Source organism: Lentzea xinjiangensis (assembly GCF_900110955.1).
Classification (GTDB): domain Bacteria; phylum Actinomycetota; class Actinomycetes; order Mycobacteriales; family Pseudonocardiaceae; genus Lentzea; species Lentzea xinjiangensis.
In genome coordinates this window covers 112,107-127,669 of sequence record NZ_FOFR01000007.1, presented here as the reverse complement: position 1 = coordinate 127,669, position 15,563 = coordinate 112,107, and the positions used below count along the sequence as shown (strand labels likewise).

The 15,563-nt window shown below is 72.1% G+C and carries 19 protein-coding genes and 1 pseudogene; 10 read left to right on the top strand and 10 right to left on the bottom strand.

Features of this window, described 5'->3' with window-relative positions; translation table 11 throughout:
- Positions 1 to 23: 23 nt before the first annotated feature.
- Positions 24 to 665: a TVP38/TMEM64 family protein gene (locus BMW88_RS17445; RefSeq protein WP_143116118.1), complete on the bottom strand. Its 642-nt coding sequence runs from the start codon at positions 663 to 665 to the stop codon at positions 24 to 26.
- A 30-nt stretch (positions 666 to 695) separates the two neighbouring features.
- Here BMW88_RS17445 and BMW88_RS17440 point away from each other — a divergent pair, with 30 nt between their 5' ends.
- A complete protein-coding gene (locus BMW88_RS17440) occupies positions 696 to 1,520 on the top strand; it encodes an aldo/keto reductase (protein WP_089951851.1) in 825 nt (274 codons plus the stop codon).
- A 64-nt stretch (positions 1,521 to 1,584) separates the two neighbouring features.
- Here BMW88_RS17440 and BMW88_RS17435 read toward each other — a convergent pair whose 3' ends face one another.
- The 5 genes from BMW88_RS17435 to BMW88_RS17420 all read right to left on the bottom strand — a co-directional run bounded on the left by BMW88_RS17435 (position 1,585) and on the right by BMW88_RS17420 (position 5,188).
- On the bottom strand, positions 1,585 to 1,893 hold the full coding sequence (locus BMW88_RS17435; RefSeq protein WP_089951850.1) for a DUF1540 domain-containing protein: 309 nt from the start codon (positions 1,891 to 1,893) through the stop codon (positions 1,585 to 1,587).
- Between the two features lie 110 nt (positions 1,894 to 2,003).
- Positions 2,004 to 2,771 (bottom strand): amino acid ABC transporter ATP-binding protein, encoded by a 768-nt coding sequence (locus BMW88_RS17430; protein ID WP_089951846.1) that lies wholly within the window; start codon positions 2,769 to 2,771, stop codon positions 2,004 to 2,006.
- Complete coding sequence (locus BMW88_RS17425; protein ID WP_089951845.1) at positions 2,768 to 4,237, bottom strand: ABC transporter substrate-binding protein/permease; 1,470 nt, start codon at positions 4,235 to 4,237, stop codon at positions 2,768 to 2,770. Before BMW88_RS17425 ends, BMW88_RS17430 begins: the two co-directional genes overlap by 4 nt.
- 198 nt (positions 4,238 to 4,435) lie before the next feature.
- The gene (locus BMW88_RS43310; protein WP_245777863.1) at positions 4,436 to 4,630 is read right to left on the bottom strand and encodes a hypothetical protein; all 195 of its coding nucleotides are present in this window, start codon (positions 4,628 to 4,630) and stop codon (positions 4,436 to 4,438) included.
- A 42-nt stretch (positions 4,631 to 4,672) separates the two neighbouring features.
- Entirely contained in the window at positions 4,673 to 5,188 is a 516-nt protein-coding gene (locus BMW88_RS17420) for a class I SAM-dependent methyltransferase (protein WP_245777862.1), read from the bottom strand.
- Positions 5,189 to 5,291: 103 nt separating this feature from the next.
- Here BMW88_RS17420 and BMW88_RS17415 point away from each other — a divergent pair, with 103 nt between their 5' ends.
- Both BMW88_RS17415 and BMW88_RS17410 read left to right on the top strand, forming a co-directional pair.
- On the top strand, positions 5,292 to 5,885 hold the full coding sequence (locus BMW88_RS17415; RefSeq protein ID WP_218148104.1) for an NADPH-dependent F420 reductase: 594 nt from the start codon (positions 5,292 to 5,294) through the stop codon (positions 5,883 to 5,885).
- Complete coding sequence (locus BMW88_RS17410; RefSeq protein WP_089951843.1) at positions 5,882 to 6,916, top strand: LLM class flavin-dependent oxidoreductase; 1,035 nt, start codon at positions 5,882 to 5,884, stop codon at positions 6,914 to 6,916. The genes BMW88_RS17415 and BMW88_RS17410 overlap by 4 nt, the downstream gene beginning before the upstream one ends.
- 57 nt (positions 6,917 to 6,973) lie before the next feature.
- Here the strand turns inward: BMW88_RS17410 and BMW88_RS40985 are convergent, their stop codons facing one another.
- Positions 6,974 to 7,159, bottom strand: coding sequence for a hypothetical protein (locus tag BMW88_RS40985; protein ID WP_143116117.1), 186 nt, complete (start codon positions 7,157 to 7,159; stop codon positions 6,974 to 6,976).
- On the opposite strand from BMW88_RS40985, the gene BMW88_RS17405 reads away from it, so the two are divergent.
- The 5 genes and pseudogenes from BMW88_RS17405 (at position 7,140) to BMW88_RS17385 (ending at position 9,327) form a co-directional block, all read left to right on the top strand.
- The gene (locus tag BMW88_RS17405) at positions 7,140 to 7,355 is read left to right on the top strand and encodes an ATP-binding protein (RefSeq protein WP_089951842.1); all 216 of its coding nucleotides are present in this window, start codon (positions 7,140 to 7,142) and stop codon (positions 7,353 to 7,355) included. The genes BMW88_RS40985 and BMW88_RS17405 overlap by 20 nt on opposite strands.
- Positions 7,356 to 7,389: 34 nt before the next feature.
- Positions 7,390 to 8,181, top strand: coding sequence for a glycoside hydrolase family 20 zincin-like fold domain-containing protein (locus tag BMW88_RS17400; protein ID WP_143116116.1), 792 nt, complete (start codon positions 7,390 to 7,392; stop codon positions 8,179 to 8,181).
- Positions 8,182 to 8,420: 239 nt separating this feature from the next.
- Positions 8,421 to 8,669: a response regulator gene (locus BMW88_RS17395; protein WP_342715106.1), complete on the top strand. Its 249-nt coding sequence runs from the start codon at positions 8,421 to 8,423 to the stop codon at positions 8,667 to 8,669.
- Positions 8,670 to 8,888 (top strand): annotated as a pseudogene (locus BMW88_RS43305) (histidine kinase dimerization/phospho-acceptor domain-containing protein); the annotation flags it as partial.
- 142 nt (positions 8,889 to 9,030) lie between these two features.
- On the top strand, positions 9,031 to 9,327 hold the full coding sequence (locus BMW88_RS17385; protein WP_089951839.1) for a hypothetical protein: 297 nt from the start codon (positions 9,031 to 9,033) through the stop codon (positions 9,325 to 9,327).
- On the opposite strand, the gene BMW88_RS17380 is transcribed toward BMW88_RS17385, so the two are convergent.
- Positions 9,299 to 10,414, bottom strand: coding sequence for a glycosyltransferase (locus BMW88_RS17380; RefSeq protein ID WP_089952178.1), 1,116 nt, complete (start codon positions 10,412 to 10,414; stop codon positions 9,299 to 9,301). The two genes, BMW88_RS17385 and BMW88_RS17380, sit on opposite strands and share 29 nt — an antisense overlap.
- Positions 10,415 to 10,685: 271 nt before the next feature.
- Here BMW88_RS17380 and BMW88_RS17375 point away from each other — a divergent pair, with 271 nt between their 5' ends.
- Positions 10,686 to 11,609, top strand: coding sequence for an ArsR/SmtB family transcription factor (locus tag BMW88_RS17375; RefSeq protein ID WP_089951837.1), 924 nt, complete (start codon positions 10,686 to 10,688; stop codon positions 11,607 to 11,609).
- On the opposite strand, the gene lnt is transcribed toward BMW88_RS17375, so the two are convergent.
- Together lnt and mptB are read right to left on the bottom strand one after the other, a co-directional pair.
- Entirely contained in the window at positions 11,586 to 13,064 is a 1,479-nt protein-coding gene (gene lnt / locus BMW88_RS17370; protein WP_089951836.1) for an apolipoprotein N-acyltransferase, read from the bottom strand. The genes BMW88_RS17375 and lnt overlap by 24 nt on opposite strands.
- Positions 13,051 to 14,499, bottom strand: a complete 1,449-nt coding sequence (mptB, locus tag BMW88_RS17365; protein ID WP_245777860.1) for a polyprenol phosphomannose-dependent alpha 1,6 mannosyltransferase MptB — start codon at positions 14,497 to 14,499, stop codon at positions 13,051 to 13,053. The genes lnt and mptB overlap by 14 nt, the downstream gene beginning before the upstream one ends.
- A 623-nt stretch (positions 14,500 to 15,122) precedes the next feature.
- Here mptB and BMW88_RS41910 point away from each other — a divergent pair.
- A complete protein-coding gene (locus BMW88_RS41910) occupies positions 15,123 to 15,524 on the top strand; it encodes an STAS domain-containing protein (RefSeq protein ID WP_177221158.1) in 402 nt (133 codons plus the stop codon).
- Positions 15,525 to 15,563 lie beyond the last annotated feature (39 nt).

The following is a 15,563-nucleotide window of genomic DNA, read 5'->3' as shown; positions in this document are numbered from 1 at the left end:
TTTTGCGTGCCCGGTTCGCGCGCCTAGGAGGCCCGTGCGGCCGTGGTGATCAACTTCCGCCCCCACCACACCCCGGCGGCCGCCAGCACCGCCCAGATCGACAGCGCGACCAGTGAACGGGGCGACCCGAGATCGCTCAGCGCGTCCCCCAGCACCGCGGCGAGCACGGTCGAGGGCACGAGGCCCAGCGCGGTGCCGAGCGCGAAGTGCCACCCCCGCACCGACGTGACGCCCGCGCCGTAGTTCGCGAGCGCGAACGGCAGCACCGGCAGCAACCTGACCACGAGCACCGCCTCGACGCCGCGCCGGGCGAAGACGTGCTCGAGGACCCGCAGGCGCTCCCCCAGCCAGCCCTTGACCGCGTCCCGGCCGAGCACGCGCGCCACCGTGAAGGCGATCATCGCGCCGGCGGTGAACCCGGCGACCGCGAGCGCGCTCCCCCACCCGACGCCGAACAGCAGCCCTGCCGCCGTGGCGAGCACCGGCTTGGGGAAGAACACCGCGGTACCGGCCGCGCACACGGCGACGAAGACGAGCGGGGCGACGTCGCCCGCCCGGTCGACCAGCTCCCGCAGCCGTGCGCCGTCCGGGATGTCGGCGAACTGGGCGAGCACGGCCAGTGCGACGACCAGCAGCACCAGGAGGACCAGGCCCGCACGTCGCATCACACCAAAGTACCGGGCAAGCTGGGGGCCATGACCGTGCGGCTGCCCTCCGGAGAGACCATCCCCGCGCTCGGCATGGGCACTTGGATGATGGCCGAGGACCCCTCCCGGCGCGACGCCGAGATCGCGGCCCTGCGCGCGGGCCTCGACCTCGGCCTGTCACTGGTCGACACGGCCGAGATGTACGGGTCGGGCGCGGCCGAGTCGCTCGTCGGCGAAGCCGTCGCCGGCAGGCGCTCCGAGGTGTTCCTGGTGTCGAAGGTGCTGCCGTCCAACGCCACCGCCTCCGGCACGGTGCGCGCGTGCGAGGCGAGCCTGCGCCGGCTGGGCACCGACTCGATCGACCTCTACCTGCTGCACTGGCGCGGCCACGTGCCGCTGGCCGAGACGCTGGAAGGCTTCTCGGCACTGCTGGACGCGGGCAAGATCCGGCACTGGGGCGCGAGCAACCTCGACCTGGCCGACATGCGCGAGCTGACCTCGTTGCCGGGCTTCTGCCAGGCCAACCAGATCCTCTACAACCTCTCGCGCCGCGGCCCCGAGCACGACCTGCTGCCCTGGCACGCCTCGGCGGGCATCCCGGTGATCGCCTACTCCCCCGTCGAGCAGGGCCGGCTGCTGGGCTCACCGGTGCTGGCCTCGGTCGCCGAGCGGCACGGCGCCACGCCCGCCCAGGTCGCGCTGGCGTGGGTGCTGCGGCTGCCTCAGGTGAACGCGATCCCCAAGGCGGGCACGGTGGAGCACGTCCGGGAGAACGCGCTGGCGCTGGAGCTGCGGCTGTCCCCGGAGGACCTCGCGGACCTGGACCGCGCGTTCCCGCCGCCCGCCGGTCCCCGGCCGCTGGAGATGCTGTAGACCGGCGCGCGTCGCCGGCTCCTCGCGGCCGGCGTCGGGCCGCCGGCCGCGAGGACGAGAGCGGCTAACGCGGCTGGTAGGTCAGGCAGTTCGCGTGGTGGCCGCCTTCACCCTGACCGACGCGCACGCTCTGCGCCGTGCACTCCAGCGAGGCGTTGTGCACGCAGTCGGTGCGGGAACAGGCGCCCACCTGCGCCACGACCTTGTCCAGGCCGCCCTTCGTGCCCAGCGGGATGAAGGTGCCGCAGTCCGCGGCGCCGTTGTCGCCGCGGACGGTGATGGCGAAGGCATGGCAGCCGTCGTGGTTGTAGGAGCAGTCGCTCACGGTGCAATCGTGGACTGCGGGCATCGCCGGGTTCTCGAGAGTGGTCATGTCCGCTCCTGCCGTGGTGGGAATAGGTTCGGTAATCCGGACGATGCCACCACGGCACGGAGCCCGCAATTCGAGAGAAGATTAGGCGAGCCTATCCTCCAACAATCATTTCAGCCGTGCTCCAGCACCCTGCGCAGGAAACGGCGCGTGCGTTCCTCCTGCGGGTCCCCGATCACCCGCTCGGGTGTCCCGCGTTCCACGATCACGCCGCCGTCGAGGAACAACACCTGGTCAGCGACCTGCTCGGCGAACCGGATCTCGTGCGTGACGACCACCATCGTCCATCCTTGGGCGGCGAGGTCCCTGATCACCGAAAGGACCTCTCCGACCAACTCCGGATCAAGTGCGGACGTCGGTTCGTCGAACAGCACGACGCGTGGTTTCAATGCCAGCGCACGGGCGATCCCGACACGTTGCTGCTGCCCGCCGGAAAGCTGGTACGGGTACGAATCGGCGCGATCGGCGAGGCCGACCTGGTCGAGCAGCACCCGTGCTTCCGCGACGACCTCGTCCGGTGGCCGCTTCTGGGCGACGACCGGTCCCTCGGTGATGTTCTGCAGGACGGTGCGGTGCGGGAACAGGTTGTGCGACTGGAACACCATCCCGCTCTGCGCGCGCAGGTCACGCGCGGTGGCACGTCCCGCCTTGCCGGGCGGCAGCAAGGAGAAGTCGACCGACACGTCGTCGATGCGGACGACACCGCTGTCGGGGATGTCGAGGGCGTTCAGCGAGCGCAGCAGGGTGGTCTTGCCGGAGCCGGAGGGCCCCAGCAGGACGGTGGAGGTGCCGCGCGGCGTGGTGAAGCCGATGCCTCGCAGGACTTCCAGCGAGCCGAAGGCCTTGTGCAGGCCGGAGACCTCGATGCGGATGTCGGTCATGCGATCACGTACCTGTTCAGCCTGGTCTCCAGTCGTTTCTGCGCCGCGGACAGCGCCACGCAGATCACCCAGTAGTAGAGCCCCGCGAAGGAGTACAGGGCGAGGAACTCGTTGCTCTCGGCGGCGGCCAGCTGCGACTCGCGGAAGAGCTCGGTCAGCAGCACCACCGAACCCAGTGAGGTGTCCTTGAGCAGCGACAGCAGCGTGTTGGACAGCGGTGGCACGGCGGTGCGGGCAGCCTGGGGCAGCACGATGCGGCGCAACGCCTGCGCGTAGCCGAAGCCGATGGTCGCGGCCGCCTCGAACTGGCCGCGCGGCACGGACAGGATCGCCGAGCGGACGACCTCGGCCGCGTAGCCCGCGACGTTCAGCGAGAAGGCGACGACGGCGGCGGTGAACGGCGGGAACTTCAGGCCTATCTGCGGCAGGCCGTAGAAGACGATGAAGAGCTGCAGCAGCAACGGGGTGCCGCGGATGACCGAGATGAACGCCCGCGCCAGGCCCGACAACACCCGGAAGGGCGAGATCCTCGCCAGTGCCACCAACAGCGCGAGAACCAGGCCGATGGCGAACGACAGCGCGGTCAGCGGGATCGTGACCTTGACCAGGCCGACGAACATCGGCCAGGCGGTGGAGCGCAGGACGTCCCAGGTGCTGCGCTGGCCGCGGCCCTGCGACAGGTCGGCGGCACCGCCGTCGCGCACCGACACGTCGGCCCTGAAGTACTTCTCGGAGATGCCGCGCAGCGTGCCGTCGGCCCTCAGCGCCTCGATCGCCTGGTTCGCCTGCGCCAGCAGCGCGGTGTCGGTCTTGCGCAGCGCCAGTACCTGCTCGCTGCCCGCCTGGCCGGCGTCGCCCGCGATCTCGACGTCCTTCGAGCCGGTGGTGGTGAGGTAGTCGAGGACGGCGATGTTGTCGTTGACGATCGCGTCGACGCGGCCCTGGGTGAGCAGGGCCGCGGCCTGGGCGAACCCCTCGACGGCCTCGACGCGGGCACCGGCGTCGCGGGCGACCTTCGCCCAGTTGCTGGTGCTGGACTGGGCGGTGGTCTTGCCCTTCAGGTCGGCGATCGACTTGACGCGGTCGTCGCCGGTGCGCCGCACGACCACCCCGCGCGAGTGGGTGTAGGTGCTCGACAGGCCGTACTTGGCCTGGCGCTCGTCGTTGCGCGACACCTGGTTGGCGATCAGGTCGATGCGCCCGGCGTCGAGGGCGGGGAAGATCGCGTCCCACTGCGTCTCGACGAACTCGAGCCGCCAGCCCGCCTTCGCGGCGATCGCCTCGACCACCTCGATGTCGTAGCCGGTCAGCTCCTGGGTTCCGGGGTCGTGGAAGGAGAACGGCGGATAGGTGCCTTCAGTGCCGACGCGGACCACCGGAGGTTGCTGGTCGCGGGCGTTCGCGGGAGGCGGGAAGACGATCAGCAGCAGCAGGAGCAGCAGCACGCCCCTGAACACTTGTCGCATCCGGGCAGGGTAGGGCGAACGGGAACGACGGCGCTGAAGATCCACTATGCGGGACGGCGCACGGTGCGGGGGCGATCCGCGCGACGATGTGGGGGGCCGGCCAAGGCTGGTCGCGGCATCCGCGATCAGCGAGGATCGCGCGCACCTCCCGGGCCGGGTTGGCGCGGCCGGACATGACCCCGTCCTCCGGCGCGTTGCTCAGCGCACCCCCTTGACGGCCCACGCCCTGGCGGTCAGCTCGATCGGGCCGTGCGCGGGCAGGCGTGAGCGCAGCAGGTCGCGCACCGCGTCGCGCTGGTCGCCGGGCAGGGTGGCGAGGTAGGCGGGTGCCGCGCCCGTGCGGCCCAGGAACGGCTCCCAGAAGTCGTCGAAGTCGCGGAACACCGTGGGCACGACGATGCCGGTGACCTCGACGTCGCGCAGACCGGCACCGGTTCACAGCGCGCGCAACGGGTCCGGCAGGCAGGTCTCGGTGAACCGCGGGCCCTCGTCGTGGGCCGCGGCGGCCGGGTCGACGTCCTTCGCGGCGTCCCAGAACAGCCGCATCATCCGCATGCCGCTCGCGTAGTCCCAGACGTAGGAACCGGCGCACCGGCCCACCCGTGCGAACTCGGCGACCGCACGGGCCGGGTCCGGGACGAAGCTGAGCACGAGGCCGCTGACCACCACGTCGGCCGTGCGCTCGCCCAGGTCCGTCGCGTCGCCCGGCTCGAACGTGCCGCCGGGCACCCGGTGGCGGGCCAGGTCGAGGAAGTCCTCGGACGGGTCGACGCCCGTGACCGCCGCCGGCGCGGCGTGGGCCAGCACGGCCTCGGTCAGCGCGCCGGTGCCGCAGCCGACGTCCAGCCAGGTCCTGCCCGGCGGCGCGGCCAGCCAGCGCAGGAACTCCACCGCGACCGGCCTGCTCCACCGGCCCACGTACCGCTCGTAGGCGTCACCGGCGTTCCACACGCCCGCGAACCTAGCCCAGCGGTGCCACCGCAGGAGAGGGAATTAAGCGGGGTGCGGTCCGGTTAGGGACGGTGACACGTCAACTACTGAGATCGGGTGTGCTGTGCAGATCGCTGTTCTCGGTGCGGGCCACGTCGGGCCCGTGATCGCGCGCCTCGCCGTGGCGGCGGGCTACCCGGTGAGCATCGCGGGTTCGGGCGATCCCGCGCGGATCGCGATGATCGCCGAGTTCCTCGCGCCGGGCGCGGTGCCGCTGTCCGCCTCCGCCGCGGTGGCGGACGCCGACCTGGTGGTGCTCGCGATCCCGTGGCACCGGTTCGGGACGCTCGAGCCGGGGATGTTCGCGGGCAAGGTCGTCGTCGACGCGATGAACCACTGGCCGCCCGCGGCCGAGCCGCTCGGCACCAGCGAGGAGGTGGCGGCGCGGCTGGCGGGCGCGCACGTCGTCAAGACCCTCAACCACATCGCCTACCAGGACATGGAACCCGCCGCCGGCCGTGCGCTCGGCGTCGCCGGCGACTCCCCCTCCGCCGTGCGGGCCGTCGTGGAGTTCCTGGCGCGCATCGGGTTCGACCCGGTGCCGGTGGGGCCGCTGCCCGCGGGACGGCTGCTGGAACCCGGTAGCCCGGTGTTCGGCGCCGCTGTCCGCAGGCAGGAGTTCGAGCAACTCGAGAAGTTCGCGAAGGAGCAGTCATGACCACCACCTCCACCACCACGTTCGGGCTCGACACGTTCGGCGACGTCACGCACGACGCGTCCGGCACGCCGCTGACCCACGCCCAGACCATCCGCAACGTCGTCGAGGAGGGTGTGCTCGCCGACCAGGTGGGGCTGGACTTCTTCGGCATCGGCGAGCACCACACGCCGGACATGCCGCTCTCGGCCGCCGACGTGGTGCTGGCCGCGATCGCCGCCCGCACCTCCCGCATCCACCTGGGTTCGGCCGTGACCGTGCTCAGCTCGGACGACCCGGTCCGCGTGTTCCAGCGCTTCTCGACGCTGAACGCCGTCTCGGACGGCCGCGCGGAGATCATCCTCGGCCGCGGGTCCAGTGTGGACTCGTTCCCGCTGTTCGGCTACGACCTCGCCGACTACGAGGACCTCTTCGAGGAGAAGACCCAGCTCTTCGCCGAGATCCTCTCCGGTGGCCCGGTCACGTGGCAGGGCAAGACCCGCGCGCCGCTGCACGAGCAGGACGTCGTGCCCCACACCGAGCCGTTCCCGGCGTGGATCGGCGTGGGCGGCAGCCCGCAGTCCGTCGTGCGCGCGGCGTCGCACGGGTTCTCGCTGATGCTCGCGATCATCGGCGGCAACCCGGCCCGGTTCGCCCCGTTCTCCGAGCTGTACGCGCACGCCCTGGAGAAGTTCGGCCGCGCGCCGCTGCCGGTCGGCGTGCACTCCCCCGGTCACGTCGCCGAGACCGACGAGCAGGCGCGCGAGGAGTTCTGGCCGCACTACCTCGAGGTGATCGGCCGGCTGGGCAAGACCCGCGGGTTCGCGACCCCCACCCCGGCGTCCTACGCGCACGAGGTCGGGCCGGACGGCGCGCTGTTCGTCGGCTCGCCGGAGACGGTGGCCGCGAAGATGGCCCGCACGATGAAGACGCTGGGCGCCAGCCGCTTCGACCTGAAGTACGGGATGGGCGGGCTGTCGCACGAGTCGCTGATGCGGACGATCGAGCTGTACGGGACGCAGGTGGTCCCGCGGGTGCGCGACCTGCTGGCCTGATCCGGTCCGGGGAGTCCCTGAGCGTGCGCCCGTTCCGCGCGCGCTCAGGACCGGGCATCACGTCTTGGAGGCCTCGATCTCGCAGTTCTCGGCGTGCTCCAGGCCCAGCGAGATCGACGCGGCGTCGTTGTCCGGCCCGGCGAGCGCGCAGCCGATATTCGACGCCGAAGCCCACCATGCACTGCCGGTGGGGGCGTTGAGGACTTCCAGGTCCTCCGGGGTCATGTCGTCGACGACCTGCATCGCCGAGGAGGACCTGCCGCACGTGTTCGACCGGTTCCGGCGCGCGGACAGGTCGCGCGCCCGCGCCACCGGCGGCAGCGGGCTGGGGCTCGCGATCGTGCGCGAGCTCGCCGAGTCGCACGGCGGCGAAGTCGGTGTGACCAGCACAACAGGGGCCGGAACCACGTTCAGCGTCCGGCTCGCGGAACTCGCCTGACCCTCCCGGCGTTAGACCGCTGGAGAGGAAACCGGTGATCGTTCCCACGCCCACGAGCGCGCCCCGTCGCACGGGTTCGTTCGTCCTGACCGAAGACGTCACCGTGCGGGTGACCGGGCAGGCCCGCACCGCGGCCGCGTTGCTGCGCGAGCACGTCTTCCGGCAGACCGGCTACCTGCTGGCCGAGTCGCCCGACGGCATGCTGATGGTGTCGCACGACCCGGCCATGCGCGGCCTCGGTCCCGAGGGGTACGCGTTGCTGGTCAGCAACGACGCGGTGATGCTGCGCGCGGGCACCCAGGCCGGGCTGCGGCACGGCGTCCAGTCCTTCCGGCAGCTGATGACCCGCGACGGCGCGGTCCGCGCGGCCGACGTGCGCGACTCCCCCGCGTTCGCCTGGCGCGGCGTGTCGAGCCCGCTGCTGCCGCCGGCCGAGATGCGCGGTGTCATCGACCGGCTGGCCGCCTACAAGCTCAACGTCCTGCACGTCTTCCCGGACGGCGATCCCGACCACCTGCGCGAGCTCGTCGAGTACGGGCGCGACCACGGCGTCACGGTCGTCCCCGAGCTCAGCCCCGCCACGGTCGAGTTGCTGGACCTCTTCCCGAGCCGGTGGGTGCACATCGGCGACGCCAAGCTCGGTGCCAGGTTCGCCGGGCTGCTGGAACGCCACGGCCGGCTGCCGGTGCGGTGGCACGACGGGAGCACGGACGTGCTGGGCCCGCACGGGCTGCTCGTGGAGGGTGACGACGGGTTGCGGGCCGTCGCGACCGCCGGCTGGGTGGGCGGTCTGCGCACCACCTCCGCCGTGGCGCCGGCCTGGTAGGCGTTCACACCCGAGTCGTGAACGCAGGTCATTACACACCTCGCGTTCACATGTTTATCGTTGAATTACCGGTTTCCGTGTCCGCCGAACGCCACATTCGACACTTCCGCATGGTCGAATACGGTAAAAAATACCGGGACAACGGCTCTTCCAGGCGCATTTGCGCGCAATCGGAATAGCTGTCCATAAGCTGTTGCTCTACCTGGCAGGCCTGGTCAGCGGCATGATCGCGTGCGATTGTGGTGGGCGTGCGGCGCTCTTCACCACTTCAGCCGGTCCACCACTTCCGACTACTTCTCATCGAGGACGACCGCGAGCTGGCGGAGTTGCTCGCGGCTGCCCTGCGCGGTGAGGGATATGTCGTGGACGTCGCATTCGACGGTCAGCGCGGACTGCATCTCGCACTCACCCGGCCCTACGACGTGGCGGTGATCGACCGGGGCCTGCCCGTGGTCGACGGGCTGGAGCTGGTGGCGCGCCTGCGGTAGGTGGCGGGCCTGCTCGTGGCGGCGCTGATCGGCCTGGGCGTGAGCCGCCGCGCGGTGGGTCCGCTGGCGGACGCCCTCGCGCGGCAACGGCGGTTCGTCACCGACGCGAGCCACGGGCTGCGCACGCCGATCGCACGGGCGCACCTGCGCGCACAGCTGCTGGCAGCCGCCGCGGACCTGCCCGACGACAAGCGGGACGACCTCGACGCACTGGCGAAGTCGATCCGCGGCCTCGCGGACGTCGTGGACGACGTGCTGCGCTCCGCCCAGCTGGAACGCGAGCTCGACGGCGTGCGGCCTCAACACCCAGGTTTCCGGCTTCGGCGCGGGCGGGGCGCTGTGGTTCCCGCTCGCGGTCATCATGCTCGCCGCGTTCGCCGGCAAGTACCTCGGCTGCGGCCTGGTGGTGAGGGCCCAGGGCTACTCCTGGCGCTACGCGTCCGCCGTCGGCGGGCTGATGAACGCCCGCGGCCTGATGATCCTGATCTTCATCAACATCGGCCTGGCCTACGACCTGGTGACGCCGGAGATGTTCGCGATCCTCGTCGCCGTCGCGATCGTCACCACGGCCGCCGCCATGCCGATCTACCGCGCGTCGCTGCCCGCGCACCTGGAGGCCCAGACCGACGTCACACTCTCTCCCGCACCAGTTCCGTGAGCCGCACGACGACGGCGGCCGGGTCCGGCATGGCCGCGATCTCGGCCGCCACCCGCACCGCGACCTCCCGCGCGGCCGGGTCGTCGAGCAGACGGCCCGCCGCCAGGGCGACCGCGTCGGCGGTGACCTCCTGCCCGACGAGCTTCGCGCCCGCACCGGTCTCGGCCAGCACGTCGGCGTTCACGAACTGGTCGGCGCCCTGCGGCAGCACGAGCTGCGGCAGCCCCGCCGCCAGCGTCCCGAGCACCGTGCCGCTCCCGCCGTGGTGCACCACGAGGCTCGCCCGCGCCAGCACCTCCCGCTGCGGCACGAACCCCGTGACGTGCACGTTGCCCGGCACCTCCCCCAGCAGCGCGGGATCGCCGGGCCCGGCCGCCACCAGGACGTCCACCGGCAGTCCCGCCAGCCCGTCGACCGCGGCCCGCAGGACGTCCACCGCACCGAACGCCACCGTGCCGAGAGTGAGGTACACCAGCGGTTTCCCGCTCAGCTCCGGCATCGGCACGTCCAGGTCGAACGCCACCGGCCGTTGCCTGATCACCGTGGGCAGCGCGGCGACCGCCCGATCGCGCACGGCGTCCGGCCAGATGTCGATCGCGGTGTCGCCCAGCATCGGGTCGGCGGGCGGCGTGCCGTCCCACAACCACGCCATCTCCGGGGCGGCGACCTCGAGGACCGGTGGGGGCATCGACCGGCCGATCACGTGCGACACGAAGGGGATCCCGGCTTCCCCGGCCGCCTTCACGGCGCCGATGTCGCTCTGCTCGTAGACGACCAGGTCCGGCTTCACCCGCGGCAGCAGCGCCGCGAGGTCGGCGGACGTCGCCCGCGGGAGCACGTCGGCGAACATGGTGATCATCAGCGGGACGACGTCGCCGTCACCGTGCCGCCGGCGTGCCTCGGTCTCGGCCTCCTCGATCGAGATGCCCGCCGCGTGCGCCTCGAAGCCGAGGTCGCGGACGTGCCGCAGGAAGCTCGGGCCCGTCGCGAAGACGACCTCGTGACCGGCCCCTCTGGCCGCTCTGGCCAGCGGTACCAGCGGGAACAGGTGTCCGTGGGCGGGACGGCACGAGAACAGGATGCGCACCTCCCCGACCCTAGCGATCTTCGGGACCGCGGGGTTCTCGTTCCGCATTACTCGTAGAAGTTTAATTTTAGTCAACACTGAAGTCATTATCTTTATAAAGCGCACGACCCGCGGCGGAGCCGACCGGCACCACGTGACCGGTCCCGTTGCGGAGTTCGGCGGAGTGACACGACCGGTACTGTGATTCGTGGTGACCTGGCCTGGGGAGGTTGCTGTGTTGCGCATCCATTTTTCCGCTGGTGATCTGGAGCGAACGCAGGTAGCGGAAAGGGTGGACCCGCTCTGGGAGATGGTGTTCAGCTGGCGCCGGCTGACCGAGCCGGACGGCTGGCTGGTGCTGCAGCCCTGGCTGCGCCACATCCGGCGCGACGGCGACCGGCGGGTGATCAGCTCCGGTGTGCGCATGTGGTCGGTGCTCACGCCGCTCGGTCCGTACTTCCCGGACTTCCTGACGCCGCCGGAAGGCGCTCAGGGACTGGGCAGCGCTCTCGACGCGATCCGGTCGACACCGCGGCAGCGGCTCAAGGACGAGTTCGCGCGGCTGGAGGGCGTCAGCCCGACTCCGGCGTGGACGCGTCCGCTGGCGGCGGGCGACGGGGCGTCGTTGCTGGAGCTCACCGAGTCGATGGCCCGCTACCACGCCGCGGTGGTCCAGCCGTACGGCGACCTGATCGACGAGGCGGTCGAGACGGACCGGCTGCACCGGACCGGGGTGGCCGGCTCCGTCGAGACGCTGCTGCGGGGCATGTGGCCCTTGATGAACTGGCGGCCGCCAGTTCTGGAGGTCCAGTACGCCTACGACCGCGACCTGCACCTCAACGGGCGTGGGCTGCGGCTGGTGCCGTCGTACTTCTGCCGCCGCACGCCGGTCGCCTTCGCCGATCCGGGCCTGCCGCCCACCGTGGTCTACCCGCTGCACCACGACTGGACGTGGCAGCGGCAGCTCGCGAGCGGACGCCGGCAGGACGGGGCGCTGGCGGCGTTGCTCGGGACGACGCGGTCGGCGGTGCTGGCCGCGGTGGGTGCCGGGGCGACGACCACCGAGCTGGCGGAGCGGCTCGGCATCTCGCCGTCGTCGGTCAGCCGCCACACCACCGTGATGCGGGAGGCGGGACTGCTGACGACGCGGCGGCAGGGGCTGTCGGTGCTGCACCAGCGGACGGTGCTCGGCTCAGCCCTGCTCGGCACCGGCTGAGGCGCGGCGGCGCGTCCACACCCCCGCGGCACAGGCGGCGAACGCGGCGCCGGTGAGCAGGACGTGGATCGCGCCGCCGAACCTCGTGGCGAAGGTCAGCTCCGAGCGCAGCGGCACGGTCTCCACCAGCAGGTCGTCGGTGAACATCCCGGTCGAGCTCACGACGCTGCCGTCCGGGCGCACCACCGCGCTCACGCCGCTGATCGCCGCGACCACGACGGCCCGCCCGTGCTCGACGGCGCGCAGGCGGGCCATCGCGAGCTGCTGGTAGGTCATCTCGCCGCGGCCGTACCAGGCGTTGTTCGTCGGCACGACCAGCACCCGGGCACCCGCGGCCGCGCTCTCCCGCAGGACGTAGTCGTACGCCACCTCGTAGCAGATGCCGACGCCCACCCGCGTGCCGGCGACGTCGAGCACGCCGGGGTCGGTGCCCGCCTCGAGGTCGGACTGGTCCGCGAACGGCGTCACCAGCCGGGCGAGCGGGCGCAGCGGGATGTGCTCGGCGAACGGCACGAGCTCCTGCTTCGCGTACGACTCCCCCGCGCCCGTGCCGGGCTGCCAGGCGATGACCGCGTTCTGCCCGTCGCGCAACGCGCTGACCAGCGTCGGCACGCCGAGGTCGGTGATGGCGCGGTCGAGCACCGGGTCGCTGTCCGTCGTCCTGGTCGAGCTCTCCGGCCACACCACCAGGTCCGGCCGCGGCAGCGACCCGCCCCGCACCAGTGCCGCCAGCTCGGCGGTCTTGCGCAGGTGGTTGGCGCGCAACGTGCCCTGGGCGGTGAGCAGGTCCAGCCCGATGTCCGGGGCGTTGCCCTGCACCACCGCGACGGTCCGCTGACCGTCCTGGGCGTCGACCGCGACCAGCGGCCCGAGCGCGAGGGCGGCGGCGAACGGCAGCACCGCCCAGCCGCGCCGCCACCGCGCCGGCCGGGGCAGCCACGCGGCGAGCCCGAAGCCGGTGACGACCACCGCGAAGGTCACCAGCGGCGCGCCGCCGACCACCGCCAGCCGTGCGAACGGGCCGTCGACCTGCCCGAACGCCACCCTGCCCCACGGGAAGCCGTTGAACGGGACCAGCCCGCGCGCCGTCTCCTGCAGCACGAACAGCAACGCCACCCACACCGGCGCGGCAGGCAGCCGGGAGACCAGCGGCACGAACGCCAGCACCGCGGAGAAGAACAGCGCCATCAACGCCGAGAGCACCAGCCACGGCCACGGCCCGAAGTCGGCGCCGAGGAAGTGCTGGATCCACCACAGGTGCGGCAGGAAGAACGCCAGCCCGAACCCGAACCCCAGCCCGGCCGCGCGACGTGCGCCCACATCGCGCAACGTCAGCCACAGCACCACGAACGCCGGAACGGCGAGCCACCAGAGCGTGCGCGGCGGGAAGCTCAGCGCCAGCGCGCCACCGGCGACCGCGGCCGCGCCGTACCGGGCGAGGTCAGGCCCGCGCAACGGACACCCGCGTCCGGCGCAGCACCAGGTACGCGCCGCCGACCAGCGCGCCTCCGAGCACGTAGGCCGCGACCAGCTCCGCGACGCGGCCGGTGAAGTTGCCCGCGAGCGGCGGCACCAGCAGTGCGAACACCCCCGCCAGGACCGCGACCCTCGTCCGCCACGGGCCGGGCGGCAGGCAGGCGGCCAGCGGCAGCACCGCCCACAGCAGGTACCACGGCTGGACCACCGGTCCCAGCACCACGATCAGGCTCATCATCATTCCCAGCGCCGTCACCTCGGAGACCCCGCCGCGCAACTGCCGGTGCACCACCACGGCGATTCCACAGAGGATCAGCACGAGCCCCGCGATCCGTGCCGAGGAAATCATCGCCTGACCGGTTTCCGGGCCCGCCACCGCACCCGCCAGGAAGCCCGGCCAGTTGGTCGGCGCCAGCCAGCTGTTGACCTTCGACGGGGTGCCGAGCGCCCGCACCCACCCGAAGCCGGCTCCCCCGGCCAGCGACGTCACGACCGACACGACGACAGCGGCCGCGACCATGCCGGTCCCGGCGACGAGCAGCCGGGCCAGTCCCCCGCCCAGGCGGCGCGCCAGCGCGGTGCCCACGACGGCGAGCGCGACCAGTGCGGGCAGCTTGACCTGTGCCCCGAGCCCGACGAGCACGACACCGGCCGTGAAGTTCCACCACTTGAGCTCCGGCAACGCGTGCAGCGCGATGACCGTGCCCGACAACATGAGGCCCAGCATCAGCGCGTCGTTGTGGACACCGCCGATGAGGTGCCAAAGCACCAACGGGTTCAGCACGCCCAGCCATAACGCCGTGCGTTCCTCCACACCGGCCCACGCCGCAAGGCGCGGCACGGCCCACACGACGAGCAGCAGACCGAGCACCGCGACCAGCCGGTGCAGCGCGATGCCCACCACCGGGTCCCCGCCGGTGAGGCTGGTGATCGCCCGCTCGACCGTGCTGAACAGCGGCCCGTACGGCGATGGCGTCTCGCGCCAGTACACACCGACGCGGGCCACCGCCTCCGCGCTCGCCCCGGCCGCCGGGCTCACCACGTTGGGGTCGAGCCCGCGCGCCGCCACCTCCCCCTGCGCGAGGTAGCTGAACACGTCCGCGCTGAACAGCGGCGGCGCGACCACCAGCGGCCCACACCACCACGCGAGCGTCCGCCGCAGCCACGACGGGCCGGGCCGGGTGCGGCCGAGCAGCGCCCAGGCCAGCACGACGAGCCCGGCTCCGGCGACCGCGGCTCCCAGTGCGACCGGCCCGGAGCCGGCCGTCACCGCCCAGGCGCCGGCGGTCAGCAGCGCGGAACCACCGAAACCCGTCCAGCGCAGGAGGTGCGGGGCTTCGGTGGTGACCGTCGCCGGTCGGCGGTAGGTGGACGTCTGCACGATGAGGACAGTGCTCGCCGGACTGATCGTCACGCGTCAGCCCGCGGTCGCTTCCGCGCGTACTACCAAAGGATGATCTTTTTCAGCCGGAAGTCGGGCAACGCCCCGCGAGGCCGTGCGTCAGCCGGGTGGTTCCCCGGCCGCGGAGCTCGTCGGCCCGAGGGCGGCACCGGGGTGGGGCGCGGTGCGGGACACCGGGGTGTCCCGCACCGCGCTACCGGACCCACGCGGGGTGCTGGCTGCTCAACGCCACCGCTCAGCAACGCCAGACCGCTCGTGTCGTCCTACCGTATCCAGCGAAGCCTGGACCCGGCAGGACGAGGGTTCCCATCATGATCGCCGCTATTCACCCGATCAGAGGCAGTTCGATCGAGTTGGCGAACGTCACGTTCAGCACCCTGCGTCACGAGGCGCGGGCTCGGTGCCGCCGGTGCGACCCGCACGGCAACCGGCTGGCCGAGCGGGAACCGCCGATCGGTGCGAGCCTGGACGTCGTCGGCAGCGGCAAGGCGAAGGAGGCTGGTCAGGGCGGTCACCGCCCTCAAGCCCGCTGTCGAGGACGTGCTGCGCCGGTCGGCCACTCGCCTGATCATCGCGGTGATGAGGGCGACAGCCTGCTTCGAGAAGGACGGTCCAGCATGTGCGGGCAGTGCACGATGACGCGCGGACAGGGCGAGGGTGTCTCGCACCTGAGCATCGAGACCATCGACCACGACGGCGTGCTGGTCATGGCGGTCAGCGGCGACATCGACATCACCAACGGCGGCCAGGCGCGCACGGCGATCGAAGAGCAGATGAACAACCACCCGGTCGGGATCGTGGTCCACCTCGCCGTGGGCTTCTTCGCCTCGACGGGCCTGTCGCTGCTGGCCGAGGCCAACCAGCGGGCACGGCAAGCCGGGATCGGATTCGCCGTCGTCGCGACCGAGCGCGCGAGCCGGCGGCCGCTGGTCGCCGCCGGCCTGGACCAGGTGCTCCAGTTGCACGAGAGCGTGCCGCACGCGGTCGAGGCACTGCGCCAGGCCTCCGTGGCGGCCCGGCCGGACCTCCCGCTCTGACTCGGAACAGGAGGCCCTGCCCACCGTCTCCGGTGAGCA